18 protein-coding genes and 1 pseudogene are annotated in these 26,043 nt (G+C 68.7%); 13 read left to right on the top strand and 6 right to left on the bottom strand.

Annotated elements, in window-relative coordinates:
• Positions 1-151: 151 nt before the first annotated feature.
• From ADL29_RS11425 to ADL29_RS46815, 6 genes and pseudogenes are all read left to right on the top strand, one after another.
• A complete protein-coding gene (locus ADL29_RS11425) occupies positions 152-1,966 on the top strand; it encodes a lytic murein transglycosylase (protein ID WP_245689336.1) in 1,815 nt (604 codons plus the stop codon).
• Positions 1,967-2,007: 41 nt separating this feature from the next.
• The gene (locus ADL29_RS11420) at positions 2,008-3,855 is read left to right on the top strand and encodes a trypsin-like serine peptidase (protein WP_053923555.1); all 1,848 of its coding nucleotides are present in this window, start codon (positions 2,008-2,010) and stop codon (positions 3,853-3,855) included.
• Between the two features lie 333 nt (positions 3,856-4,188).
• Positions 4,189-4,620, top strand: a complete 432-nt coding sequence (locus tag ADL29_RS11415; protein ID WP_053923554.1) for a hypothetical protein — start codon at positions 4,189-4,191, stop codon at positions 4,618-4,620.
• A gap of 245 nt (positions 4,621-4,865) precedes the next feature.
• Positions 4,866-5,336, top strand: a complete 471-nt coding sequence (locus tag ADL29_RS44495) for a hypothetical protein (RefSeq protein ID WP_053923553.1) — start codon at positions 4,866-4,868, stop codon at positions 5,334-5,336.
• 99 nt (positions 5,337-5,435) lie between these two features.
• Entirely contained in the window at positions 5,436-5,747 is a 312-nt protein-coding gene (locus ADL29_RS11405) for a hypothetical protein (protein ID WP_245689329.1), read from the top strand.
• A 284-nt stretch (positions 5,748-6,031) separates the two neighbouring features.
• Positions 6,032-6,415 (top strand): annotated as a pseudogene (locus ADL29_RS46815) (WXG100-like domain-containing protein); the annotation flags it as partial.
• Positions 6,416-6,654: 239 nt separating this feature from the next.
• On the opposite strand, the gene ADL29_RS44045 reads toward ADL29_RS46815, so the two are convergent.
• Together ADL29_RS44045 and ADL29_RS44040 are read right to left on the bottom strand one after the other, a co-directional pair.
• A complete protein-coding gene (locus ADL29_RS44045; RefSeq protein WP_053923551.1) occupies positions 6,655-7,371 on the bottom strand; it encodes a hypothetical protein in 717 nt (238 codons plus the stop codon).
• 6 nt (positions 7,372-7,377) lie between these two features.
• The gene (locus ADL29_RS44040; protein ID WP_169795215.1) at positions 7,378-7,584 is read right to left on the bottom strand and encodes a hypothetical protein; all 207 of its coding nucleotides are present in this window, start codon (positions 7,582-7,584) and stop codon (positions 7,378-7,380) included.
• Here ADL29_RS44040 and ADL29_RS11385 point away from each other — a divergent pair.
• The 3 genes from ADL29_RS11385 to ADL29_RS11375 are packed head-to-tail and all read left to right on the top strand — an operon-like array spanning position 7,583 to position 16,081.
• Positions 7,583-13,561: a toxin glutamine deamidase domain-containing protein gene (locus ADL29_RS11385; protein WP_169795214.1), complete on the top strand. Its 5,979-nt coding sequence runs from the start codon at positions 7,583-7,585 to the stop codon at positions 13,559-13,561. The genes ADL29_RS44040 and ADL29_RS11385 overlap by 2 nt on opposite strands.
• Positions 13,558-13,827, top strand: coding sequence for a DUF6406 domain-containing protein (locus ADL29_RS11380; RefSeq protein ID WP_053923548.1), 270 nt, complete (start codon positions 13,558-13,560; stop codon positions 13,825-13,827). The genes ADL29_RS11385 and ADL29_RS11380 overlap by 4 nt, the downstream gene beginning before the upstream one ends.
• Positions 13,828-13,885: 58 nt before the next feature.
• Positions 13,886-16,081: an SUKH-4 family immunity protein gene (locus tag ADL29_RS11375; protein ID WP_053923547.1), complete on the top strand. Its 2,196-nt coding sequence runs from the start codon at positions 13,886-13,888 to the stop codon at positions 16,079-16,081.
• Between the two features lie 77 nt (positions 16,082-16,158).
• Here the strand turns inward: ADL29_RS11375 and ADL29_RS11370 are convergent, their stop codons facing one another.
• The 3 genes from ADL29_RS11370 to ADL29_RS11360 form a co-directional block, all read right to left on the bottom strand.
• Positions 16,159-16,410, bottom strand: a complete 252-nt coding sequence (locus ADL29_RS11370) for a hypothetical protein (RefSeq protein WP_053923546.1) — start codon at positions 16,408-16,410, stop codon at positions 16,159-16,161.
• A gap of 15 nt (positions 16,411-16,425) precedes the next feature.
• Positions 16,426-17,742, bottom strand: coding sequence for an SUKH-4 family immunity protein (locus ADL29_RS11365; RefSeq protein WP_053923545.1), 1,317 nt, complete (start codon positions 17,740-17,742; stop codon positions 16,426-16,428).
• A 173-nt stretch (positions 17,743-17,915) separates the two neighbouring features.
• Positions 17,916-20,033, bottom strand: a complete 2,118-nt coding sequence (locus ADL29_RS11360) for an ATP-binding protein (RefSeq protein WP_211274289.1) — start codon at positions 20,031-20,033, stop codon at positions 17,916-17,918.
• 1,244 nt (positions 20,034-21,277) lie between these two features.
• On the opposite strand from ADL29_RS11360, the gene ADL29_RS11355 reads away from it, so the two are divergent.
• The 3 genes from ADL29_RS11355 (at position 21,278) to ADL29_RS40765 (ending at position 23,256) form a co-directional block, all read left to right on the top strand.
• The gene (locus ADL29_RS11355) at positions 21,278-21,970 is read left to right on the top strand and encodes a site-specific integrase (protein WP_157878457.1); all 693 of its coding nucleotides are present in this window, start codon (positions 21,278-21,280) and stop codon (positions 21,968-21,970) included.
• A gap of 185 nt (positions 21,971-22,155) precedes the next feature.
• Positions 22,156-22,740 (top strand): DinB family protein, encoded by a 585-nt coding sequence (locus tag ADL29_RS11350; protein ID WP_053923543.1) that lies wholly within the window; start codon positions 22,156-22,158, stop codon positions 22,738-22,740.
• A 36-nt stretch (positions 22,741-22,776) separates the two neighbouring features.
• Complete coding sequence (locus ADL29_RS40765) at positions 22,777-23,256, top strand: transposase (RefSeq protein WP_425424226.1); 480 nt, start codon at positions 22,777-22,779, stop codon at positions 23,254-23,256.
• A gap of 255 nt (positions 23,257-23,511) precedes the next feature.
• Here ADL29_RS40765 and ADL29_RS11340 read toward each other — a convergent pair whose 3' ends face one another.
• The gene (locus ADL29_RS11340) at positions 23,512-24,900 is read right to left on the bottom strand and encodes a C39 family peptidase (RefSeq protein WP_053923541.1); all 1,389 of its coding nucleotides are present in this window, start codon (positions 24,898-24,900) and stop codon (positions 23,512-23,514) included.
• A 186-nt stretch (positions 24,901-25,086) separates the two neighbouring features.
• Here ADL29_RS11340 and ADL29_RS11335 point away from each other — a divergent pair, with 186 nt between their 5' ends.
• Positions 25,087-25,677 (top strand): uridine kinase family protein, encoded by a 591-nt coding sequence (locus ADL29_RS11335; RefSeq protein WP_053923540.1) that lies wholly within the window; start codon positions 25,087-25,089, stop codon positions 25,675-25,677.
• Positions 25,678-26,043 lie beyond the last annotated feature (366 nt).

The following is a 26,043-nucleotide window of genomic DNA, read 5'->3' as shown; positions in this document are numbered from 1 at the left end:
GGCCGACCAGCGCGGACGGCCGGACCTTCCCTGGGACGGCGCCAACGACTCCGGCCTCCGTTGCGTCGGTCTGCCTCCCTCTCCGATCACCACGTGTCCCCTTGCCTTCTCCCGTATCTCCTTGCGCTCAAGGATCTGCTCACCCGTGAAGATGTCGCCTCCCCTCTCGTCCGCCCTCTCCCGGCTCGTCTCCCGCCGTGTACGTCAGGGCCTGTGCGTATGCGCGCTGGCCGTCGGCCTGACCGCCGGTTCCGCGATCAGCCCGCTGCGGGTTGTCGGACCGTGGACCGCCGATGCCACCGATACCAACCCCGACGCCAACGCGGCGCAGGCCCAGCCCCGCGGCATACCCGACCTCAGCCTGCCCGGCTCACCAGGACAGCATCAGGGCCAGGCCAAGCAGGAAACGGGAACGGAAACAGGGACGGGAACGGGAACGGAAGCAGGGACGGGAGCGAAGTCCGAGGGGACCATGGGCATACCCGCCACAGCCCTGGACGCCTACAAGACGGCGGAGCGGGCGCTGAGCACTGCCCGGCCGTCGTGTCATGTGCGCTGGCAGCTGGTGGCGGGCATCGGCCGTGTCGAGTCCGTGCACGCCTCCGGCTACGGCCTGCGTTCCGACGGGTCGGTCGCGAAGCCGATCCGCGGCCCGCGCCTGGACGGTGAGCGGTTCGCCCTGATCCGTGACACGGACGGGGGCCGGTGGGACGGGGACGCCGAGTTCGACCGGGCCATCGGCCCGATGCAGTTCCTCCCCTCCACCTGGGCCACCTGGGGAGCCGACGGCAATGGCGACGGCGTCAACGACCCCCACAACCTCTACGACGCCGCCCTCGCCACCGGCCACTACCTCTGCGCAGGCGGCCGCGACCTGAACCGTCCGGCCGACCTCGACAAGGCCATCCTCAACTACAACAACTCCCGTGAGTACGTGAATGCCGTGCGGGACTGGATGCGCACGTACCAAGGCGGCAAGGTCACCGCGACACCGGACGACGCACCCGCCACCCCGCACCGCCCCGACCCCGCAGACACCCCGTCACCGGCCATCACGTCGCCGCGCCGCATCGCCCCCGCTCAGCCCCGGCCCGAGCAGGACCGGCTATCCGGCACTTCGGCAACTTCGCGTCCCGCCACGCCTGTTCCCGACTGGCGGCCGACGACCCGTCCGGAGCACCAGCCCGCCGAGAAGCCCGATCCCGCGCTCAACCGCCACCCGGGCAGTGACCACTGCACGGTCACCCGCGTCGAACGCGTCGGAGCCGAAGGCCTGGGAGACCGGACGGCGGGCGAGGCGTTCGGACGGCGTCCGCAGGTGCGTGCCTTCGACGCCCACGGACACCCGGTGTCCGGCGCCAAGGTGACGTACCGCATCATCGGCACCGGCAGGGCGCACTTCGCCGGCCACGCCACGACCGCGACGGTCACCGCGGACGACCATGGCGTCGCCACCGCGCCCGCCCTCCGGGCCGGCAACCGGCCCGGACGTGTCACCGTCACCACCGCGCTCCCCGGAGAGCGGAAGCCGACCACCGCCTCCTTCACCGCGACCGTCAGGCAGGCACCCGCGGCCACCGCCGACCGTCTGGAACTCCTCGACCCCAAGCTGCCGCAGGCGGACATCAACAGCCGGTTCCCCGAACTTCCGCAGACCCGGGCGACGGCACGCGACAAGCCCGTCCCAGGCATCCGTCTCACCGCGACCCTGCTCGCCGGCGCCGACGACGAGGAGGGAGCGGCCGAAGAGAGCACGGTCGGCCCCTACTTCAAGGACAGGCACGGCGACCCCGTCCGCACCCTCGTCCTCCCCACCGCCGACGCCGACGGCCGGTTCGCCCTCCCCCAGCTCTTCACCGACGAGCACCCCGGGACCTACACCCTCCGCCTCACCACCCCCGAGGGGGCAACTCTGGACATCCCCCTCACCGTCGGTGAGCCGGCGCCCGACGGGCCCGGCTCCTGAGACCCCGGCACGCATGCCACCGACTGCTACGAACGAGAGACATGAGACGAATAGCTTGGGCGCGCGCCGCCACCCTGAGCCTGTGCGCCACACTCGCCTTCACCGCCCCCGCATCGGCCGCCCCTGCCCCCGGCAACCCACCGAACTCCTCGAAGACCGCCACACCGGAAGAGATCCGACAGGCCCGGGAGGCCGCGCGCTACTGGACCCCGGAGCGCATCCGCAGCGCAGTCCCCGTTGACGGCACGGACACCGTCCAGGGTGGCGTGAAGGAGGGCCGGCAGAGCGCCCCCAAGGCGCCCGGTGGTCGGCAGAAGCGTTCGCTCCAGGAACCCAGCCACGTCATCGACGAGGGCATGGCCACGGTCGGCGTCTTCCTGATCCGCAACGAAAAGGGCGAGGCGACCCCGAACCGGTTCTGCACCGCGGCCTCGGTGGCCTCACCGACCAAGAGCCTGGTCATCACGGCAGCGCACTGCCTCAAAGGGGCATCCCGCCGCAACATCGCGTTCGTTCCCGGCTACCGTGCCGGCCGCTCGGCGACCGGCCAGGTGGGCGAGACCCCGTACGGGATCTTCCCGGTCACACCAGGCAAGATCTGGATCGACGGCCGCTATCTGCGGGCGACGCCCGACGATGACGTCGACTTCGCGTTCCTGCGCGTCGGCCCCAACGCCCACGGACAGCTCCTGGAGGACGCCACCGGCCGCGGCAACAACCTCACCAAGGTGAACTCCGCCAGCCTCGCACGCCGGAGCGTCACGGTCGCCGGATACCCAGGCGGCCAGAAGACCCCGTTGCGGTGCACCAACAACACCACCGCCTTCCAGGGCCGGTTCATGGAAATCACCTGCGACGGCTTCCGGGCCGGCGTCAGCGGCGGACCGTTCCTGGAGAACTTCGACGGCACCCGCGGCAACCTGGTCGGCGTCATCGGCGGCTACAAGACCGGCGGTGCCTACGACCACACCTCCTACACCTCCCAGTTCGACGACGACGTCTTCCGCCTCTACCACCAGGCCGTAAGTGACGCGCCCGCGGACACCGGCTCCGGCACTTCCCTGGGCAGCTCCGGCACCTGGTCGCACGCCAGAGGCATGAGCACCGGCCGCTTCCACACCGCCTCCGTACGCAACAACACCAGCGACCTGATCGTGCGCTGGTCCGACGGCGAGGTCTCCCTCTACCCCGGCAACGGCACGTACGGCTTCGGCAAGGACATCCGGCTCGTCAAGGACAAGACCTGGAAGCAGGCAAAGCTGATCACCGCCGGCGACTTCACCGGCAACGGCAGCTACGACCTCCTCGTCTGCTGGGCCAACGGCCGAGTGACGCTCTACAAGAACGTCAACGAAACCCACAAGCTGAAGAGCGTGGTCGAGCTGCGGCGCCCCAACGGCACCTGGACCCATGCCGTCGCGATGACCGCCGGCCGTTTCGGCGGTGGCACCACACACAGCGATGATCTTGTCGTGGTCTGGTCCGACGGTGAGGTGACGCTCTACCCCAATGTCGACGCCAAGGGCATGCACGGCGAGCGACAGCTCATGCCACCGCCCCACCGCACCTGGCCCTACGCCCGGGACCTCGCCGCAGGGGACTTCAACTCCACGACGGGCGACCAAGATCTCTTCGTCCGCTGGATCGACGGCGAAGTCACCGCCTACGAAGACATTGCCCGCAACGGCATAGGCAAGCGGCGGAAGGAACACCGACTCCGGCCCCACGGCTCACCATGGCGCAATGCCACCCTGGCCACCGTCGGTGCCTTCGGCGGCCCCGACCGCCAAGACGACATCGTCACCCTGTGGAAGGGAGGCAAACTCACCCTGCGCCCCGACAGCACCGCAGAATCCATGGGCCCCGAACGCATCCTCGTCAGTCAATAGAACAGACCGCAACCGACCGCAACAGACCACCAGGCACGGGCGCGCAATCCGGTCTCACCACCGAAAGCCGCGGGCTCACAAGGTGACGAGGGCCCCGGCGCCCGGCCGGGGCCCTCGTCACATGCCCTCCATCGGGCAGGTATCGAGCACGGAGGGGGACAGGATCGGGACGGGAGAGGTGCGGGAGCGCGGCGAGCAGGGCGTGGATGCGCCCGGACTGACGGTCCAAACGGTCGGCTGGATAAACTCGTCAAAAGTTGTAGCAGGCTGTAGCGAGTGCGAAAGCCGCGTTCGGCGTGCGCGAAGGGCCCTCTGGGCTCGAAGGGGGTTCTCATGACCAACAGGCGGGGAAGCAGACCGGGGCCGGGCGAGCGGGAGATCGACGACTCCGAGCTGATGGACGTCGCGCAGGGCCCGGAGCAGGCTCACAGCCTCCACAAGGCGCTGCGCACTCTGGCCGACAACCCCAATGCGAGCGGACCGCTCCAGGAGATGGCCCAGGGCATCCTGTCGGGACGCATGGGAATGACCGACGCCATCAAGAGCGAGCGCTACATGGACGCGCTGGGCGACCGCATGACCGAGATCCGCCGCGCCGCCGAGTCGCAGACCATGGAGGACCGCGAGGCCGAGCGCGAGAAGCGCGAGCAGTGGGAGCGCAAACGGGACGAGGAAGAGCAGAAGGAGCGCGCCGAGCACGACGGTCCTTCGACCAACCTGGTCACGGGGCCGAAGAAGCGGGGGCGGGGTGGACACCGGGGTTGAGCCCGGGGCCGGATGCGGACCAAGGGCCCGTGCCCACGGAGGCTCGGGCCGTCTCGCCGGCGCACCGCCCACCGGCGAACGATGGGGAGGCCCTCGAAATGGCCCGCCCCTTCTTCGGTCCACCGGGCCTGACGGTGACACCCAGGGGTTGAGGGCTTGTCACTGCCTCTGGGTACGCTGGCACAGATATGAAACGGACGTGAACCGGCGCTCGATGACGCCGGTAGGGGAACGGGGGCGCAGTCATGGGTGACGGGTTCCAGAGCAATCCGGAGACGCTGAAGGCCGAGGGGAAGAACTTCTCCGAGATCGGCAGGGATTTCTACCAGGCCACCGCCAAGCTGAAGAACGGCCTGGCCGCGCAGGGTGACGGCGGAGGCGGTGGAGGCGGAGCACCGAAGGAGACGACGTTCTCGAGTGTCGCCCAGGACGCCTGGAAGGGCCTGACCACCTTCAGCGACAAGGAAGGCACCCCACCGTGGGGTGACGACGAGCTCGGCGAGAAGTTCGGCGTGGTCTACGAAGGCCTGCGCGACGGCATGACGGACTCGATGGACCACCTTGCCACCAAGCTCAACGAAATCGGCAAGGCGTTGGAGCGGATGGCGAAGAACCACGTGGAGAACGAGGACTTCAACGACGCTCTGGTCAAGGAGCAGAAGCCGGAGAACCAGTTCGGCGGCGAGGTGCGGATTCTGAAGTCCGTGAGCAAGTGACACGGCCCGCACCACGGGGACGTGCCCCGCGCCAAGTCTGAGTTCACCGCATGACCGTGCCTGCCCCGCAGTCGCCCCTTCACTGATAGGAGAGAGTCCGTGTCGCATCCCGCCGCGCCGGAACCGGTACAGCCCATCCCCGCCACTGCCGAAGAGGCATTGGCTGCCGCTCGCGCCCGATTCGAAGTACGGGATCCGGAAGGAAACCCGGCGCCGTTGTACGTGGTGGAGTTCGACATCGGCTTCCTCGTCCACGCCGTCATGCCCCCACCGCCGCCCGGCACTCAGGCGCCGTTGGGTGGCAGTCACATGGTGATCTCCAAAAGCGACGGAGCCGTCACCTATGTCCCCAACTTTCCGCCGGACTCCGCGATCGAGCTGTACCGCAGCCTGCGCCGGCCCCATGGCTAGGGCTTCCGCCTGAGGGCTGGACGGCTTGGGACCCGGTGTCTGCTACAGCACTGTGGCACAACAGAGCTGAGGGTTCGTAAGGGCTGTTAAGTAGGCTCTGGCATGGGCATGGGCATGGCTCTGCGCCGACGCAAGGCGGTTGAGCACTCACGAGGCTCCGAATGGCGCCTCCGGGCAGCAGCAGAGAAGCAGGGCGCTTCCGCCGGCGGTGAGGCGGATGGAGTGGGTCGGCCCACAGGGCCGGGACAACAAGAACTACATGGGCGACAACGGGGGTCTTCGTCATGGCTTTGATGCTGCCGAACGCACTTGAGTGGGTTCTCGAGATGTGTGGCTTCGAGTGGCCCACAGGCAACGAAGACAAGATGATGGAGTGCGCCAACACCTGGCGTCAGTTCGCCGCTGATGTGGAGGCCCTCCAAGCCCGTGGCATGAGCGCCGCCGGCAACGTCCTCGCCGAGAACGCCGGCGACTCCATCGAAGGCTTCAACAAGACCTGGGAGAAGTTCTCCGGCGGCTCGGGCTACTTCGACGACGCCCGGCAGGGCGCCGAGCTGATCGCCATATGCATGGACGCCGCGGCGATGCTCATCATCGGGCTAAAAGTGGCGGTGATCGCCCAGTTGGTCATCCTGGCGATCGAGATCGCCGCGGCCCAGGCCGCCGCTCCCTTTACTTTGGGTCTGTCCGAACTCGGCGCGATGGGCGCGGCCGCCGCCACGCGAATGATCCTGCGCAAACTCCTCAAGGAGATAGCCCAACAGATCTTGCAGGCGGTGTTGGAGACCGCCAAGGAACCCTTTGTCTCCGCTCTGGAAGCCATGGTCTCCGACCTGGTCGCCCAGACCGTCGAGCAGAACTTCGGCAAGCAGTCGGGCTACGACCTGGGCCGCACCGCCAAGAAGGGTTACGAAGAGGGCAAGGACGCCCTGAAGAATTCCGGTTCCACCTTCGGCGAGTCCCTGCGCGACGGCGCCGGCTCCCGCGCGGGGCACGGCGCCCGCCACGGACTGACCAACAGCGGAAACCACGGCGGCGACGGCTCGTCGGACTCCGGCAACGACAGCTCGTCGAACTCCAACGATTCGTCGTCGAACGACAGCAGTTCCCACGACTCTTCGTCCAACGATTCGCCGTCGAACGGTTCCTCGTCATCGAACAGTTCCTCGTCATCGAACGGTTCCTCGTCGTCGAACAGCACCTCGTCGTCCAACGACAGCAGTTCGTCCAACAACTCCCCCAGCACCTCGCATTCGTCGAGCTCGCCGAGCTCGTCCCACTCGTCATCGAACGACAGCAGTTCGTCGAGCCACTCCCCGAGTTCCAGTAATTCGCCGAGTTCGAGCAGCGGCGACTCCGGGCGCAGGGCACCGGATACCGGCGGTCCGTCGTCCTCGTCTCCGTCGAGCGCTTCGGACAGCTCTTCGTCGAACCCGTCATCGTCGTCGAGCCCGCCCTCATCGTCCGAGAGCCCGTCGGCTTCGAGTTCGCCCTCCTCTTCCTCGAGTACGCCGTCCAACAGCAGCACGGACAGCACCGGCAGCCCGGACTCGTCGAACCCCTCGTCGTCCTCGCCCTCACCAAGCCGTGGCTCCGACTCGCCCAGCCCTTTCGACGTGGGCACCCAGGCCTACAGGGACAGCATCGGTCGTCCTCTGGACGACGACTCGTCCACCCCCGACGCGTCTCCGGACTCGTCCACGCCGTCCACGCCGTCCACCACGACGAGGCCGGACGTGGAGGGCGGACCGGCCCCCGACACCACCCCCGACTCCGCCCGTCCGGACAGCACACCGGACGCCCCGCCGAGCACGGCACCGGGCAACGAGCCCTCCATGCCCTCCAACTCCTCGCCCATCGAGGGCCCGGGCACCACGCCGGATGCCGATGGCTCCCCGGCGCCGGACACCACTCCGGACAGCGCTCGCCCGAGCCGCCCGGAAGGCGTCGACGTCCACACCCCGGAGCAGGGCGCGTCGATCCCGGACCCGCGCAACGCCGAGCCCGCGCCCATGCCGTCGTCGCCGCCGGAGACAGACCGCCCCGAGGCCGCGCCGGCCCCGGCTCCCGACAACTCCCGCCCCGAACCAGGCATGCACCAGGTCGACCGCGACCCGGTCACCACCATGCCCGCACCGGCCCAGGGCCCCATGCCGGACGACTCCCACGACGGCAACAACCACGACAACCAGAACCAGGCCGGCGGCCGCGGCTCCATGCCGAGCGGCGCCATGCCCGGCAACACGCCCACCGCACACCCCAGCCCTGGTCAGGGCCACGCGCCGACACCGTCAACACGGACCCCGCAAGACTCGGACCACGAACACATGGGCCTCATGGGCGACGCCGCGATGGCGGCGCCCCCTGCCCCCGGTACGCAGCCCGGTGAGGCGGGCACCCCGCAGCAGGCGGCCCCGTCGTCCGCGACGCCCTCGATGCCGCCACCGGGTGCCATGCCACCACCGGCGGCCGGCCCCATCCCGACGCAGGCGCCGGCGGCAGGCAACCGCACGACGACACCGCGGGCCACCACGCCCAGCGCCCCGACGCGGCGTACGGACACGACGCGACGTACGGAACAGCCGAGCACCAGGCCCACGACGCCGCCGCGGGACACCCAGCAGAACCGTCCGGCATCACCCCCGCGCACCGAGACACCGCGCAGCGAGCCACCGAGCCGTCCGACCACGCAGCCGCGCGCTGACTCACCGCGTACCGAAACACCGAGTCGCCCCACCACACCACCACGCACTGACACGCCGCGTGCCGAGACTCCGCGCACCGAGACACCTGGGCGCCCGACCTCGCCGCCCCGCGGCGAGCAGCCGACGAACCGGCAGTCACCGGCCCAGTCCCCCACTTCCACGCCGAACGACCAGGGGATGCCGGCACCGAACAACCAACAGCCGGACCATCAGCAGCCGGACACCACCCACCAGACGCCCGATCACCACCAGGCCCCCGCTGTCGACAGCGCGCCCGAGCAGCCCACGGCGCCTCCGCCTCCGCCCCAGGCAGACAACCTTTCGGACATCCGTAACGACCTCAGCATCCCGCACGAAGGCCTGACCACACCCGACCCCGCTCATCAGCAGGACCTCGAGAACGCCCACCCGAGGAATCCCGACGGCACCCCGCAGGTGTACGCGGACCCGCGGCAAGGAAACTGGGCCGCTCTGCAGAACGACGGCGGCGTGGGGGTGCCCGGCCGGTCCAACAACTGCGCCGACTGCACCCGCTCGTTCCTCGAGACATGGTTCGGCCGCCCGACGGTGTCCGCCCCGCGCACCTTGGACCTCAATGCGGACGGCAGCCTGAACACCTTTTCCGCGGAGCGCGACTCGGTCGCCAACCAGGCGCGTTGGGCCGGCGCACCCAGCACGTATGCGGGCAAGGACCATCCCAACCCGTACGCGCGTATCGCCTACGAGCTGTCGCAGGCCGGGCATGGCTCGGCAGCCGTGATCGGCGTCAACTGGCCCGGCGGTGGCGGCCATGCCTTCGCCGCGGTCAACCACAACGGCCAGGTCCTGTTCGTCGACGCGCAAACAGGCGTCGTCAGCGAGAATCCGATTCACCTGGGCGCCCAAGAGGTCTTCTACACCCCGCTGGACGCCAATCGGAATCCGATCACTCCGTACTTCCTGACCCCGTCGACGCCTCAACCGTCCGCCCAGAACACTCCGGACACCAACAACAGTCCGGGCCCCGACTCGTCGACGGATCAGTCAACTCCCGAAACGGAGTCGGACGGACCTTCCCACACCTCGCCGTCCACTGAACCGTCCACTAATCCGTCCGCTGAGCCGTCCACTGACGAGTCGCCCTCCGACAACGACGACTCGACCGCCGAACAGAACGCGAACGACGGCAGCACCGACACGGCACCGCCGTCGACGACCCCGGAATCCTCCACAACGACGGAGACGACGCCGACCCCCGGAACGACGCCGACCCCGGAGACGACATCACCGCAGAACGGGGACATCTCTCCGGACGCGAACACCACCCAGGACTCCAACCCGGACCAGGTATCCGAGACCGCCCCGGACACGGAATCCACCACGGACCGGGACTCGGAAACGGCCCAGGACTCGGACGCGACGGACCAGGACAGCCCCCAGCCCGACAACGCGCAGGACACGCAGGACAGCCAGGAATCCCAGGCTCCTGAGGATTCCCAGGACACCGACGACACCCAGGACCCTCAAGACACCGACCAGCAACCGGAGTCGGGGGAACCGGTCTTCCCGTCCACCGCCACGCGCCCCTCCGGTCCGCCGGATGGCTACGACGACCCCACCGACGCCGACAACCGCGCGCAGCAGGAGAGATTCCCGCGCAACGAGGACGGCTCGTTCCAGCAGGCCCCTGACCCGCGCGAGGGCACCTGGGTCGACGATCTGCGCGGCCAGAATCCCGACGAGTCCGGGCGTAACGTCAACTGCCCCGACGGAGCACTGGCGTTCGTCGAGTCGTACGCGGGCAACCCCACGGTCGCCGCCCGCCGCAGCCCGAATGAGGACGGCACCCCCGCCGACACTCCCGAGCCCAACGGCCGCGACCGTATCGAGAACGCCCTGGGCGCCGAGTTCGACGACTTCGGCGACGGCCGCGACGCGTACAAGAACCTGGAGACCACTCTCCTCAACGAGGGCCACGGCTCACAGGCCGTGATCATCACCCAGAACGCCGACGGCCGTGCCCACGCCTGGAACGTGGTCAACCACAACGGTCAGATCGTCTACGCCGACCCGCAGACGGGCCAGAGCAGCACCACCCCGCTCCACAGCGGCAACAACGGGGTCTTCGCGATCCCGTTGGATGCCAGCCGTCGCCCCATCGAGACCACCAACCAGCCCACCAACCAGCCCACCACGCAGAACCAGAGCCAGACCACACCTGCCGGTACGGACCACACATCGCCCCAGCGCCCGGCCGGTGCGACCCCTGGGTCCAACGACCCCAGCGCGGAAGCCACTCGTGAGCGGCGCAACCAGAGCCTTCCCGACCCGGAAGGACGGACCGATTCGCATGCGAACCTTCCTCCGGACACGGCACAGGGCGACCTCCGAGACGCGCACGACGTCCATCGGATCGGTCTGGACCCGGTCCAGGCGCAGATGCGGCAGTGGGCCCAGCCGCAAGGCAACCCGCCCCGGGTGCCCTTGGCCGACGTACTGCGGGAATCCATCGATCGCCGTCGGGCGCACGCGGAGTCGGCGCAGCAGGTACGTGAAGCCAGGCAGGACTATGACAGGGCGCTGAAGGAAGTCGCCGACGCCAAGGCAGAGCGGACCAGGGCGGCGACCGCGGAGCGGAAAGCCAAGACCGAGGACGCGAAGCAGGCGGCTCAGGCCAAGCGGGCGGCGGCGGAGCAGCGGCTCGCCAATGCCCAGCAGGCTCTCCCCCAGGCTCATGCCGCCCACAAGGCCGCGATGACGGCGCACCGGAATGTTCCGATGCCGTCGACAAACTTCACCGACAGTGATCTCCGGCAGCATCTTGATCCCGCGTGGTCGGACATGAACGACGGCCAGCGGTACGCCGCGATCGCCACTCTGGCCCGCATCAGCCAGTCCTTCCATGCCAACAACGCCGTTGGCGTGAACCCCGACCCGGCAGCGAACAACGACGCGTACAACAACGGAAAGTTCCACGAATCAGCGGCTCCCTGGCGACGTGAACTCGCATCGCACCCGGACGGGACGAACCTTCGGGATGTGGAGGACCTCAAGCGGCTGCTCGAGGAGACGGATGGCAATTCGCCCGACTTCTCCGGCAAGAACTACGCGGTCGTGGAAGTCTTCGACCCGGACACCAAGGAAAGTCACTACATCGTCGATTCGTCGGTTCCCCCTGCCGTGGACGGCGCCGACCCGATGCACTCCGAGTCCCACATCCTCGATTGGATCGACCAGCTCAACGAGAATCGCGAAGCTCGGGGGCAGGCCAAAGTCGAGGTCAAGGGCCTCTACACCGAACGTGAGCCTTGTGGCCTGCCCAACACCAAATCCGGTCATCCCACCGGCCACGCCAACTGCTCCAAGACAATCAACGATTCCACGGCGATGGACGGTGTTCCCGTCTACTACAGCACGACCTATCGAGCGGACCCGGACCTCAAGAAGCTCAAGGCAGCCGAGAGGGACAGGCTGCGCGCGGAAGGCAGGCCCGAGTCTCAGATCAGGACTGCGCTCGGCAAGTACCGCACGCCGAGCCAGCAGATCCAGGACGCGGAGATTCGGCAACACCTGAACTTCGTCAACGAATTGGCGCAGACGCTGGCGAATCCGGGCCAGAACACACCGCCGGCCCCAACGCCCGACCACAACACACCGCCCACCCAGGCACCTCAGTCGGGCCCGTCCCATCCCACGGACCCCCACCGCACACCCCCATCGGACCCGGCGGGCACGGACCGCAGGCCCCCTGCCGACCCCGCAGGCACAGACCACCGCCCCCCCACCGACCCCACAGACACAGACCGCAGGCCCCCGACGGACCCGGCCGGCACGCCGACCACCAACCCGTCCGATAGCGAGCGCACACCTTCGGCAGACCTCGCAAGCATCAACTCCCCGGTGGACAACGGGACTGCGGGCAACAGAACTGCGGGCAACGGGACTGCGGGCAGCGGAATATCCACGCCGGCGGACTCGCAGCGCTCACACCGCGACGTTTCGCGGCAGGAGACCGAACTCGCGCGCGCGGCAGAGACCCCGCGCCCCACCACCGCCGCCACGGGGGCGGGCGAGCAGGCCGACGCCCCGAACCGATCCGCGGACGAGCCGCACGAGGGCTCCCCCGCCTCGGACAACCAGCCTGAAAAGCGAGGCCGGTTCAAGCGGGTCTGGCAGTCCTTTACCCAGTCAGGCCCGGCTGAGCCCACCGAGATCACCACTGAGGTGGACCAGCCGCGCTTCGGCAACCACAAGAAGCCGGCGGAGTTCCAGCCCGACCGTTACGGCACTCCGCTGGACCGTCCCGACGGGACGCGCGTGCCGCTGTTCGACGGGCCTCCGTCGCGCGAGCAGACGCAGCAGGGTGCCATCGGCGACTGCGGCATCATCGCCACCTTGGGCGCCATCGCAAGCAGGTACCCGGATCTCCTCCAGGACATGATCCGGGAGACGGAGGACGGCAATTACGAGGTCCGTTTCCACGAGGTGCGGCGCAACAACTACGGCAACCAGGCTCCGACCGGCCGCGTCCTGACCGTGCGCGTCACCCCGGACGTGCCCGTGTACAGCGAATTTCCCAACACCACCGCCTACGCCAACGCCAACGACACGGGCGTGGCCTGGCCGGCGATCATGGAAAAGGCCATCGCGGGCCTGGACCAGTTCTGGGACGACAAAAAGCGCGAGCACGAGTTGCAGTTCCCCGGCAACAAGGACTTCGACGGCAATCTGCTGACGGGCTACTCCCGTATCACCCAGGGCTCCACATCGGGGGACCGTGCCGAGCTGCTCGCCCAGCTCACGGGACGTACATCGGAGAACCACGAATTCCCGACGCAGTACGATATGCACGGCCGCAGTCCGGAAAAGCAAATCCTGGCCCACCTGCGAGAGCTCACGGAAAGCGGCAGACCGGTCGTTATCGGCACTCGCCCGAAGGGCACGGGCGTGGAGAACAAGATGGAGAAGGACCTCCTGAGTTCACATGCCTACGAGATCGTCTCGGTCGACGACAAGGGCCTGATTCAGTTGCGCAATCCGCACAACTCGAAGCATCCCCAGCCGCTGACCATCAAGGAATTCATGAAATACTGCAGCAACCAGTACGCGTCTTTGGAGGATGAGAAGTGAGCGTCGACACGATTCGTCTCTGGCACGGGATTCAGCGCAGTACCGAGAACGCTCGCTTCGCAGTGATGGACATCTACAGGGAGTCCGACGCCTCGGTCAGGGTTCGGCTCGGGATCGTCGCCACCGAGGAGCAGGATCACACCCTCCGCATTGGTGAGAACTTCCTCGTGGGCGATGAGACATGGCAGCTCGCCGACTTGACGGGTTGGCCGAGCGAGGACGACTGGGTCGTGGTGCTGCGCCGCGTCGTGGCTGCCCCGGCCTGATTCCGCCACCGCCCACCACGCGTAGAGTCGGGGAGTCATCGCGCAACTGAGGAGGACCATGCCCGAGCCAACCGCCGACACCCCCGGAATCCCCGAGGAAGAGGTCGCCGGTCGCGTCGGCGCATGGTGGCGTGAGGGTGGGAACGGCGGCCAAGTGGCCTTTCTTGTCCCTGCGGACGGCCATGACACCTCGGCCGTCATGCGGGACATCCACGAGCACGTGCCCGGCAGTGTCGTCGTCGACGCCACCGGTCTCACCGCCGAGCAGGTCATGCAGCAGGCCCTCACGGCGCTCGGAGTCGATCTGTCCGCGGACAAGCGGGACGACTGGCGTTTCGCGCTCGGCTCGTGGCCCGAGGAGCGGCTGCTGCTGGTCGTCAACGCGCACCGTGCCGGGCCGACACGGCGGTCGTACGAGCCCGAACGGTTGGTGACCCGGACCCTTCCGTGGCTGGCACGTGGCAAGTTGGCCGTGGTGGTCCAGGTCGTTCCCGAGTTGCTGCCGGCCCGCGTGGATCCCAGGGCGGTGTTTCGGCTGTCCGCGGCGGCCGTCGAGCCTCTGCCGGCGGTAACGGAGTCCGTTGCCGTGCGGGCGTTGGCACTGGCCGAGCCCCGCTTCGTACCCATCCCTGTCTGGGCCCAACTTGTCACCGCGCTGACCGGTGAAGCGGCATCCGAGGACGAACTCGCTGAATTCGCGAGGGAAGGGTCCGGAATTCTCCGGCTCGGACCTCTCGGGGTTTCCTTTGTCGACGAGGGCCTGGCCGAGACCTTGCGTCGGGAAATCGAATCTGCCGACCTCTCCCGTGTCAATGGGCAATTGGTTGCTTGGCTGATGCGCTCGGCTCCGGGTTTTCACCACCCCGAGGGGTGGGCCAAGCGCGGTGCCGTCGGCCTGTACGCGGCCACTGGGCTCGCCATGCACGCCGTACAGGCGGGAACGTACGACGAAGTTCTGCGGGACGGACGTGCCATCGCCAATCTGCCGCAAACGGCGCTCATGGACGCGGCACGAAGCATGACGTTCCTCATCCCCGGAAACACGGCCGCCGCCGACGCGATTCATCTGTGGGGCTGGGGAGTCACACCGCGGCACCAGACGGAGTGGGCCTCGTGGCTGCACTTGATGGCGCTTTCGCGCGACGATCTCGAGTTCGCGTCAGCGGTCGCCTCCTCTTGTGTGACACTGCCCTGGCAGGTCAAGTGGGCCCATTGGCGGCCGCCGGGTGGCTATCACGCGCACTATCTGCGGGCCGGGAGATTCGCCGCACTGGCGGAGGTGCGCTGGCAGGGGCGACCCGCCATTGCCGGTTTGCAGCAGCGGACGGTGGACGGCGCACAGCAGCCGTATGTCTCGATCTGGGACGCGGAGACGGGAAACCGTGTCGCAGGCCCCTGGGAGAACGACGAGATTCCGCAGGAGCATCGTGCGGATCTCACCTGGCCCGCGTCCCCCACGGACGGCTCCGCTTCGCCCGCTCTCGCCCGAGAACTGTTCGGTTCGTCGTCCCCCCGGCGAAGCAAGCAGGCTTTTGTACTGCCTTGCGCCCCATTGGCCGTGGGTGACGTCGTCGTTTTCGGGGGCGACCTGGGGCTGATCGCCATCCGACCTGCGGACGGTGTGGACGTCTCCGACTTCGGTGCCCGGCAGCAGCCCCTGAGCTGGGATTACACGGACGCGGGCGCGAGCAGTCCGAGCGACGTGCCGGACCCGAGTCCCGAGGACGTCATCACCCTGTTCGGCGAGGACGCGATCTATCCCATCGAGGTCGAGGATTTCCCGGATCGGCTCACCCACGCGGCGACCCGCGAACTTCTCCTGGAATTCGGGCTGCCACACATGAACGAAGGGGCCATGGGGCTGTTCCCGTACGGCAACTGGGAGATGGGAATTCTCGACGAACTGCCCTCCTGGCCCGAGGGAATCGAGCCTGTCCCCGAAACCGGGCCCTTCTTCCAGATCGGCACATGGATGGGCGGCAAGCTCGTCATCGACGGGCCCACCGGACACGTCCTGCGGGTTCCCACGAAGCCGGGCCAGGACCACCTCGCCGGCCTTCCCGCCGCGCACAGCCTCGAAGATTTCCTCACCATGGTCGCGCTGTGGGTCACCGGGCTGCGTACGCGCAGTATTCTGCCCCCGGCCCATTCCGAGCGAGGGCAGATCACCTCTTGGGTCCTGGGGGCGCTGGCCGAGGTCGACGAGACGGGCAGTGAGCAGCCCGCCTGGTCGTACGTACTCCACAACGAGTGACACCGATCAGCCGGAGGGGCGTGCGACAAGACGCCTGAGCCCCTCCTGGAAGTTGACCCCCGTCTGGAGCGCCTTTTTCAGGCCTGGGCGACCTGCAACTCGGACGGGTCGGGCAAGGTCTCGTCGATCCGTGTGCGCAAGCCCGGCGTGAGCCTGGTGCCGGTCAGGTCCTCGGGACGCAGCGTGGCCATCAGCCCTTCGATCGCTGGACGGTCGGCCTCGGTCGCTTTCGGCTTGGTGCGCGGCGTGGGCTGCCTCAAGCGCCCGTACAGAATTCGTACGTACGCGAAGAGACGCGGCGCGTTGTCGGCAACGCGCCGCGCCTCCAAGGCGATCGGGGTCGATCAGAACAACCCGTGCCACATCTGCTCGACGATCACCGACCACCAGTTCCTCGGGTCGTCCAGGGCCGATGCGTCGATGGCGACGAGCTCCTCCTGGAAGTCGGCGAGGGCGCTGCCCGCCATGATCGGGTCGAGCGCGGTCATCTTCTCGCGCGTGGTGTGCAGGAGCGCGAGGGAGCGGGCGAAGGCGGACACCGAGGCGTTGACGCGGCGGCCCGCGCCGCTTTCCGGTGTGACGGCCCAGAGCTGGCCGACCGGCTCACCCTCCAGTACGGACCCCGCGCACTGGACGGTGATCAGAGCGACCCCGTCGGTGCCGATCCTGACGTGGCCCTCCAGGAACGCGAGGGAGTCGGCGCTCGCCTGGGAGCCGACCTCGCGCAGATGCCCGGCGGCATTGCCGAACAGGCCCGCCGGAAGCTCCGCCTCCGGGTTGTCGGCCGTGAAGAAGAACGGGATGTCGGGAAGCCCGGCCCCTGTCAGCGTGGCCTTGGCGGCCTCGGGGAGCGGGGTGCCCGCCATGTCGTCGGCGTCGTAGCGACGTACGTCGTCGGCGTCGAAGGCCTCTGCCAGCTCGCGGCCCAGGGCAACGTCGCTGAGCGGCTCGGCCGGCTCGACGTCGGTCGGCACCGGCGCGCGGTGAGGCCGGGGCGGCGGCTGCTGTCCCGCGATCTGGTGCATCGTCTCGACGTGCTGGATCAGCCCGGCGATCGCCTCGGCGCGCTCCTCGCCCCGCAGGCCGTACTCATGCGTGCAGGAGAACCGGGCGTTGGGGTAGTGACGGCCGAGCAGCACGCCCGGGTACCCGCCGGGGAGCAGGCTGGAGCTGAGGTCGGTGTGGACCGCGACCACGTTCTCCGCGGGGACGCCGAGGCTGTCCAGCTCCACCACGGCCTGGTACTCGGAGTGCGGCTCACCGGGGGCGGAGTTCTTGGCGAGGCTCGTCTCCTCGCCGGTGCGCGGGTCGACGTAGGTGATGACCGTGGTGTTGCCGGGGCCCGTGACCGCCGGCTGCGCGGGCGGCGCGGCCTCCTGACCGCCGCCGTGCTTTTGCCGATACATCCCCACGACCTCCTCGACCGGCACGGACGGCCAGGTGCTGAGCTCGCCGGTGCGGCGGTCGACCACACCGCAGGAGTGGCCGATCGTGGCCGGCGGCCGGCGCTTGCCCGTGACCGGGTCACGCTCGATCGGCGGGGCCGCGGCCCACACCACCCAGCCCAGATCGAACTCCTGCATCCGCACCTCACGGTGCTCCTGTCCCTCGGGGTTGAGCCACCCCTCGGCGGTCGCGAGCGCCTGCTCCTGGCTGATCACGGGAACTCCCTTCGAGTCGTCGGGCGGACGGGGCCGGTGCGGCCGGGGTCGGTGCCGGGTGCGCTCCGCGGTCCTCGTCCGAGTGGGCCGGGTGCAGACACTCTGATGCGCGCGCCTTCGAGAGGCTTCGGGCCTGTGAGGCTTTGAGGCTAACGGTCTGCGGTGGGTGGGTGTCAGGCGGTCGGGTGGGCATCGGGCCCGGGGGCTTGTACGGGCTCGGGCTCGGGCTCGGCTGCCCGGGGGTCGGGGACGGAGCGCCGAGCGGTCGTGTCATAGGCCTGCGCCGGGCGGATCTGCAGCGCCTTCACACCGCTTTCCGTGGCAACAAGGAGGATCCCGTCGGGGGAGAGGTCGGTTCCCGTGAAGGGCGTGGCGGAGATCAGGGCCGTGACGATCTTCTCGTCGCCCTTCTGCTCGCCGCGCCGCCAGACGCGTACATAGTCGGCGCCGCGGCTGAACCCGAGCGGCCCCGTGGCGCGCTCGTCATCCGAGGGGCGCTGGATCCGGGGCGGGTCGGCATCGATGACGGAGCCGGTGGCGAGGTCCTGCACCAGCACGCCGGGGGCCTCGGGATCGTCGGCCTTCAACGGGCTTGAACCCGGGGTTCCTTGAGGCACCATGCTCACGGCGACCGCGAGCGGGGCCGGCTCCGGAGGCTCCTGCTTCGCAGGAGCCTCCGCGGCGCTGTCCGACGCGGCCACGGACGGGGACAGTGTGCCGACGGTCACGGCGTCGGCCCCGGCGACCGGTACGCTCCACAGGGTGTGCCAGGGAAGCTCGGGCACCAGGCGCCGCAACACCGCCGCGTACTCCGGCAGTCCGTCTTCGACGAACGCGGTCTCCAGGAGCGCCGCTCGAAGGATCGCGGGTGCCTGGGTGCGGGTGAGCAGCGGGGCCGTACGCAGATAGGTGCGCGCCGGTGCGTCCAGCTGCTCCGGAGGTACGGCCTCCACCGCGGCGCGCAACCGCACCGGGTCGGCGTGGGCGAACAGGCCGGGGTCGGTGAGGAGCCGGGGCAGCAAACCGGCCTCCAGGGTGTGTCCCGCGATGTGATCGCGAACGTACTCCCCTGCCTTCGCCCAGTCCTGATCGGGTACGGCCTCCAGCAGCTCCATGGCGATACGCGCCTGAGCGCCCGGAATATCCCGAATGCCTTCCCGAACGGCCTCGCCGATGCCCGGGTGCTGCAACCCGAGGAGTGTCCGCTCGTCCTCGGGGATGCCTTCGCCGTCCCTCTCGACGGGGCGGATGAAGGGGGCGACGAGCAGCATGCCCCGGGCCATGTCCTCGCTCATGTCCCGCTCGGCGACGGCGGAGGCGAGCGGGGTCAGCAGGTGCACGGGCAGGCCGTCGCCCTCCGCAAGGGCGAGGGGCGCGAGGATCTGCCGCAGGGTGCGGGGGTGGGTGTCAAGTCGCTGGGCGTGCAGATCGAGCACTTCGCCTACGCTGCCGGGCAGTTGGCTCGCATCCGCCGGGTCGAACCCCTCCGGGTGCATCAGGATCGACTGCACGGCGAGATGTACGGTCAGGCGGCTGCCCGCGCCGTCTCCCGCGTGCCGGGCGATCGCCTGGGCGAGCGCGCGTCGAGCGTCGGGCTCGGTCGTGAACGGCAGCTCCGGGGCGCCGAATTGGGGATCGAGCAGCGCCTCGGCCTGTAGCACAAGCCCTTCGGGGTCGGCCCACTCGGATGCGTCGAGGTCGATGATCTGGGCCACGCCGGGCGGCAGGCCCTCGGCGAGCTCGACGGCGAGCTCCCGGGGCACGTCGGCGAGAAGGCGTATGGACTCGACGGCGGCGAGGGGCTTCAGCACGTTCCGCACCACGTGCGCGGGCTCACCCGCCCCCCGCACCGGACCGGCTCGATCCACATCCGGCACCACGATCGTCACCGGCCGTCCGGACAACGGGAGTTGACCGAGTTCGGGGAAGATGTCGGCGGTGCGGGTCGCGGACAACTCGTAGTGATCGGCGAGCAGCCACAGGGTCTGCGCCGCCGTCAGCCCGGCGACGCTGGGCACCGCGGGTGCGGGCAAGTCCGGAGGCACGGTCGCCGGATCGAGCGCGTCCAGTTCGAGCCCCTTGCGATACTCCGGGTCGCAGAGCATCAGGAACCCCATGAGCAGCCGCGAACACCCGGTGCCCGGACTTCCGGTCAGGATGACGACCCGAGGCGCGCCCGGCCGCTCCCTCCGCCACGCGGTGAGCGCGCGCAGCGCAGCATTGCGCCCCCCGATGTAGGGGTGGGGCTCATGAGCCTTGGTCTGTTCTGGGGCCTGGGTCGGGCTGGTCATTGTCTCCCCGTTGTCCTGTCCGTCCGGCACCGTCAAGTCGTGTTGACCGTACGCCGTTCATCCTAGGGGCGTCGCACGGGGTGAATCGCACCCCGACCGCCGCTTGTCACCCAGGTGTGGCGTGCGCCTGCCACCCACGTGTGGCGCGGCGCCGGCGACGCGGCTCGGTGATCGATTCCGGCGGGGCGAACGCGTACACCGAAGCGGCGCCGACGTGCCGTTCACAGGCGTGGCTGGATTGTGCGCGGGCGACCTCACGGGGTGCCTGCGATCACCCCGTGAAACCTTCGTACCCGCATCATGCCGTACCCCACTGACAACGCCCCCGACCTGCCCTGATTCACCATTCACCCAAGGACCTTCATGGGCAGCCCCTTCACCACGCGCGAGCGCAGCAGCACGCCCTACTGACGACGCTCCGAGACTTCCGCCCACGCCGTCGTGGACCGTTTTGCCTTCGTCGCCCTTGGCGAAGGCAGTGATGATCTTGCTCATCGCATCTGCCTCTTCCTTGGTGTGGGGTGTGCCTTGTTCCAGGTCGGTACCGAACTCGTGGCCGGTGGCCGGTGGCTGCTGCCTCCAGCGCATGGCCAGTGGAAGCTCCGCTGTACCTGCCGACCTCGTCCCTCGGCAGGCGGTCCGCTCCGCTCTCGCGGCGAGATGTTCCTCAGCGGTCGAGCTCGCGGACCGATTCGTGCCGGTCGCTCCGCGCAGGCGGAGATCGCGCCGACAGACCTATCCACCCCGCGCCCAGGGCCGCCCCTCCTCTGGGACTTTTCAGGGACTTTCAGCTCTGCCAGAGGGACTTCCGAGGAATTTCGGCTGCCCAAAGCGGCAAGCGCGTGAAAGGTCGGAAGGGGACTCCGACGCAGGTCAGAGCCCTTCGCCAGGAACCCCAGCCACGCCGTCGTATGACCGGACCGGACACGGGAAGCGGAGCACCGCTCGCACCGACCGCGAGCTTCTCTCCGTACGTCTTCCTGTGACTCCTCCTGATCGTCACGCTCCTCTCCGGGAAATATTCGGCTGCCACACCACCACCGCCGACACCCTGCAGCCGCATGGACGCCGCAGAGCGCTTCGACGGCAAGATTCGGCGTCCCATCCCATGACGCAACCTCAAGGTCCTCGCTCGAGTTGCCACGTAGCGAATCCTCAACTCCAGCCCACATTTGGCGCGACCGGGAATTTCGAGCTACAACAACACACCCCCGAAGGGAAGACCCATCGGAACGCTCGGATCGATGGGTACGGATTTAGCGACGGTCCTGGAAAAGGGTGCAGGCATGCCCGGCAAGCGGTGGCTCGTGCGGTACCGGGAGCCCGGTGGGCGTAGTGCTCGGCAGCGCGAGAAGTCGTTCGACCGCAAGAAGGACGCGATGGATTTCGCGACCAAGATGGAGAACGACAAAAAGGAGAGCCTCTACGTCGATCCGGATGCAGGCAAGGTGTCGGTGCGGCGTTATGCGGCCGATTGGCTCGGCCTGAAGAGCATGGCGGCTGGCACGGAGGAGTCGTACGAGCGCATCATGCGCCTGCACGTACCCCCGCAGCTGGGCAAGAAGACGATCTCCCAGGTCACCGCGGCGCACGTGGAGGAGCTCATGCAAGTAGACGAGAGGGCGCTCCCCAGCTATGGAGAGATTTCAGCCGTGGCCAAGGAAATTGGACCTCGCTTGGAGCCGGCAGTATGGCTCATGGCCTGCTGCGGATTGCGCATCGGCGAGTCGCTGAGTGTCTTCCCGGAGGACATCCTCGACGGCACCTTGCGTTGCCGACGGCAAGGTGTGCACATCAAGAATTCGTCGGGTAAGTACGTCGCCCTCCCTGCACTCCTGAAGCATCGGAAAGAGGGCGAGTGGCGCGACATACCTGCACCCTCGCCCCTTGAACCGCTCGTTGAACCACTCGCTATACGGAATCAAGCCGGGGAATGATCCATCCCGACCTTTTTCGTAAGTCCTGGGACCGCGCGCTGAGAGGTTGTCTCACGTGGCAAGTTTCGCGAGCTTCTTGTAGCAAGTCAGGGCGGCGGCCACGGCCCGGCCTCGGCTCTGCCAGTCGATGCGGACCACGTACGGGATCTTGAGACCACGAGCAGCCGATGGCAGGCTCATGCCGCATGATCGATGAATTCGCGAAAGACAACCTGCACGGGAGACTGCGGCGGGACCGCAAGGCGCTGCTCTGGAAACTCGACGACTTGTCCGAATACGACGCCCGCCGACCTTTGACGGCGACCGGGACCAACCTCCTCGGCCTGCTCAAACACGTGGCCACCGTCGAGGCCAGGTACTTCGGCGAGGTCTTCGACCGCCCTTCCCCGGAACCGCTGCCCCGGTGGCAGGACTCCAACGGCAGCGATCTGTGGGCGACCGAGGACGAGACCCGCGATCAGATCATCGGGTTCTACCGGCGCACGTGGGAACACTCGGACGCGACGATCAACGAGCTTCCCCTCGACGCCCCCGGCCACGTGCCGTGGTGGCCGGAGCCTTATGCCGACACGAACCTGTTCGCCATCATGGTCCATGTCCTCGGCGAGTCCATCCGGCATGCCGGGCACGCCGATATCCTGCGCGAGGGCCTCGACGGCCGGACCGGGTTGCGCGCCGAACACGAAAAGCAGATCGACGAGCAAGCCCGTGCAGCCTACTGCGCGAAGATCGAGCAGGCCGCCAGGTCGGCCACACCAATCAAGGCTTAGAGGTTGTCTCACGTGCCTTGATGTTCGTGCGGCACGATGCCGGTCGTGGGCGCTGATCTATCGAAGCGTCTGGTTCCTGATGAACTATGGGAGCGGGCCGCCCCGTTGTTGCTGTCGTTCGCTGCTCGTCCGCAAGGTGGTGGGACCGCTCCGTGTGACGAGCGGACCGTGTTCACGGCAGTGGTGTACGCGCTGACCAGCGGCTGTGCCTGGCGGCATCTGCCGCCGACGTTCGGCACGTCGCCCGCACCGCGCATCGCAGCTTCACGGTATGGACCGAGGCAGGCCTGTGGCGTCGGATGCACCGGGCGGTGCTGGACGAACTCGGGGCCCGGGGCGAGGTGGACTGGACCTCGGCGATCGTCGACGCGGCCTCCGTTCGCGCCAAAAGGGGGGATCGCTGACCGGGCCGAACCCGGTCGATCGCTTGGCTCTTCGGCTGCCGTCGCCTCACTGTCCGATACGAACGAAAGGGCTCGCACTTCCTCGCCTTCCTCGGCCTGGCCACCGCCCTGATCTGCTACCAGAAGCTCGCGAAACTTGCCACGTGAGACACCCTCTTAAACACCTCGGGCTTCCGAACCACAACCCGCACGACCTGCGCACAAATGGCCACCGTGACCCTGAGCAACGGTGTGCCCATCCACGAGGTGTCACGGCGGATGGGCCACAGCTCGATCAAGATCACGGTGGACCGGTACGGCCACCTCCCCCTCGATGGCACCGAGCGCCGCCGTCACGTGAGCGAGGCGGCCTTCGGGGCGCCCATGCTCAGCGGATTCCCAGCTCCCGCAGCACACGGCGCTGGCGTGGCGTCGGCCTGGTCGGCCAGTAGAGGTAGCAGACGCCTCCGCTGCCGCTCTTGACCTTGCCCTTGTCGTCGTACCGCTTGGTGCGCAGCCAGATGTTCTCGAACTGCCGGCGCCGGTACACCCGGCGCACGGCCCGATCGTCCGGTGCCGCCGGGTCGTGGGCGATGACGTCGCCGTTCTCCGTGAAGCCGATGACGGTCATCAGATGTCCGGCGGTGCCGTAGCCCGCGCCGTCGAGTTCGGTCTTCAGGAAGGACTGGGACGTTATGACCGGGATGCCCGCGTGGATGAGGCGCTCGGCGTCCGTGAGGGAGGAGAGGCGGGTGACGACGGCCTCGAGGTCCTTGTATGTAGCGGCGTAGGCGGCGTTGAAGGGCCAGTTGCCGCAGCCGTCGTACTGGTAGTCGAAGGTGTGGCGGGCGGCGTGGCAGACCTGGGGGTCGGCGTAGTCGGGGTTGACCCAGGCGAGGTCCTCGGGAGTGGGCCTGCGGCCCCAGGACTCGATGATCATCTGGGAGGAGGTGGGGCTGCACCAGGCCTCTCCCCCGTTGTCGTACTGGGGGTACTGGCCCTTGTGGATCTCCTGCGAGTAGCGGGGCACGCGCAGCTCCCGGCCGACCAGGCCCGGGGCGGAGGCCGGGACCTCGAAGCGGTCGGGGAGGTCGGAGCCCATGGCGCCCAGCCGCCATACGGTCGGGGTGCGCCCGCTGCCGGGCGTGCGGTGGAGCGTCACGCGCAGGGCGTACGAGACCAGGCGGAGGCCGCTCGCCGGGTCGTCGATGGCGAAGGTGTCCGTGGAGATGCTGCTCCTGCCGTCCTTCTGGTCATCGACGGAGGTCCGGCGGATGCTGTCCTCGCCGTCGCCCGACGTCCAACGTCCCATGACGTACCAGGGGGTGCGGCCGCCGTCGCTGTAGGTGCCGCGGAGTTCGACGGTGATCCAGGTGCCGGCCGGGGTGTGAGCGTTCCAGGAGGCGACGACCTCGGTGGCGGGAGCGCCGAGGGTGTGCACGGGGGCCGTCCAGGTGGCGTATTCCCAGGCGGCGGTCTTCTGGGTGTGCGGGTCGGTGTACTCGACGGTGCCGAGGGGCCGTGTGATGCGGATGCCGGGGCGGGCGCCGTGCGTGGCGCCGGTGCCGCGGTGCTTGCCCGCGTGCCAGTCGGCGGCGGTGGTCCAGGCGTGATAGTCCACGAGGCTCTTCGATCTGCGGGGCGCGGAGCTCGGGGCAAGGGGGCGCGCGGCGGTCTCACGGGGCGCGTCGACGGCCTGCGCCTTGGGGGCGGCGGCGCCCGCCGCGGCGGCGAGCGCGGCGGCCAGGACGGTACGGCGGGGCGCGGAGCTGGTCATCTGGAGGTCCCCCAGTCGGATGCGGGCGAGCAGATACGAGGGGTCGGGCCGGGACGACGGACGAGTACGAGCGCGTGCATGTCAGCGATGGCTCCAACTATCTCCGTTCCCGGCGGCCTTCGGCCAGCGGTTCGGCGCGCGTCGCGCGACGAATATTGGTGTGGACCACTGGCGTACGCTGAGGTAATGGCGACGGAACACCAGCTGACCGCGCTCGCCGAACGGCTGCGGGCCCTGCCGCCCTCTTGCGGGCCGGTCCGGCTGATCGCGGTGGACGGACACGCGGGATCGGGCAAGAGCACCTTCGCCGCACGACTGGCGGAGGCGCTGGGGGGTGCGCCGGTGGTGCACACCGATGACCTGGCCACCCACGACGAGCTGTTCACCTGGGACGAGCGGTTCCGGGAGCAGGTGGTGGAGCCGCTGGCGCGGGGCGAGCTCGCGCGTTACGGGATCTATGACTGGGTGCGCCGGGAATTCGGCGAGTGGCGGGACCTGGCCCCCGCGCCCGTGGTGCTGATCGAGGGTGTCGGCACGGGCCGTCGCACGCTGCGCCCGTATCTGGCGTGTCTCTTGTGGATGGAACTGGCGCGCGAGCACTCATGGGAAAGGGGTCAACTCCGGGACGGGCCGGGCCTTTCGGTCTTCTGGGATGGCTGGATTCGTGCGGAGCGCCGGCACTTCACGGCGGACCCCTCGCGCCCTTACGCCGACTTCCTGGTGCATCAGAGGCCGGCGGGATACGAGGTACGCGTGGGACCGTCCGGGGCACCATGATCACCCTCGGAATTAACCCTCCGTAGCGGTACGCCGCCGGGAGCCGCGGCGGCGACGACAGGGTCCCGCCGAGTGCCCAACTCGGCTTGACCTAGGGGGCGTACAGGACTTACGTTCTCAATGTGCGGTTCAACGGACCGCCCGCAGATGCGAAGCCCCCGGTTGTTCCCCCGTGATCGGGGGCTTCGTTCTGCATGAAACTCCGTCTCCGGGCCGCCGTCGGCCGCCCGCCCCTCACCCTCGGTCACCGTAATCTTCACGCCGCCGACCCCTGCCGACCCCGGCCGCTCTCTCCCGTGCCGCCCTCTTCGGCCTGCACCGATCTCGCGGGTACGATGCGAGTCTGTGTCTCCGCAGGGCCCGGAC

The organism is Streptomyces chattanoogensis (genome assembly GCF_001294335.1).
In the GTDB taxonomy this organism is placed as follows: domain Bacteria; phylum Actinomycetota; class Actinomycetes; order Streptomycetales; family Streptomycetaceae; genus Streptomyces; species Streptomyces chattanoogensis.
The sequence above is the reverse complement of the archived record's forward strand: the minus strand, read 5'-3'. Positions and strand labels throughout refer to the sequence as shown.

Bases quoted from the DNA above. Each gene is read 5' to 3' on its own strand.
- ADL29_RS11340 (WP_053923541.1), bottom strand. From the start codon at position 24,900: ATGACCAGCTCCGCGCCCCGCCGTACCGTCCTGGCCGCCGCGCTCGCC.
- ADL29_RS11425 (WP_245689336.1), top strand. From the start codon at position 152: ATGTCGCCTCCCCTCTCGTCCGCCCTCTCCCGGCTCGTCTCCCGCCGT.
- ADL29_RS11335 (WP_053923540.1), top strand. From the start codon at position 25,087: ATGGCGACGGAACACCAGCTGACCGCGCTCGCCGAACGGCTGCGGGCC.
- ADL29_RS11415 (WP_053923554.1), top strand. From the start codon at position 4,189: ATGACCAACAGGCGGGGAAGCAGACCGGGGCCGGGCGAGCGGGAGATC.
- ADL29_RS11375 (WP_053923547.1), top strand. From the start codon at position 13,886: ATGCCCGAGCCAACCGCCGACACCCCCGGAATCCCCGAGGAAGAGGTC.
- ADL29_RS40765 (WP_425424226.1), top strand. From the start codon at position 22,777: ATGCCGGTCGTGGGCGCTGATCTATCGAAGCGTCTGGTTCCTGATGAA.
- ADL29_RS44495 (WP_053923553.1), top strand. From the start codon at position 4,866: ATGGGTGACGGGTTCCAGAGCAATCCGGAGACGCTGAAGGCCGAGGGG.
- ADL29_RS11420 (WP_053923555.1), top strand. From the start codon at position 2,008: ATGAGACGAATAGCTTGGGCGCGCGCCGCCACCCTGAGCCTGTGCGCC.
- ADL29_RS44040 (WP_169795215.1), bottom strand. From the start codon at position 7,584: ATGGAGGGCTCGTTGCCCGGTGCCGTGCTCGGCGGGGCGTCCGGTGTG.
- ADL29_RS11350 (WP_053923543.1), top strand. From the start codon at position 22,156: ATGATCGATGAATTCGCGAAAGACAACCTGCACGGGAGACTGCGGCGG.
- ADL29_RS11385 (WP_169795214.1), top strand. From the start codon at position 7,583: ATGCCCTCCAACTCCTCGCCCATCGAGGGCCCGGGCACCACGCCGGAT.
- ADL29_RS11355 (WP_157878457.1), top strand. From the start codon at position 21,278: ATGGGTACGGATTTAGCGACGGTCCTGGAAAAGGGTGCAGGCATGCCC.
- ADL29_RS11360 (WP_211274289.1), bottom strand. From the start codon at position 20,033: ATGACCAGCCCGACCCAGGCCCCAGAACAGACCAAGGCTCATGAGCCC.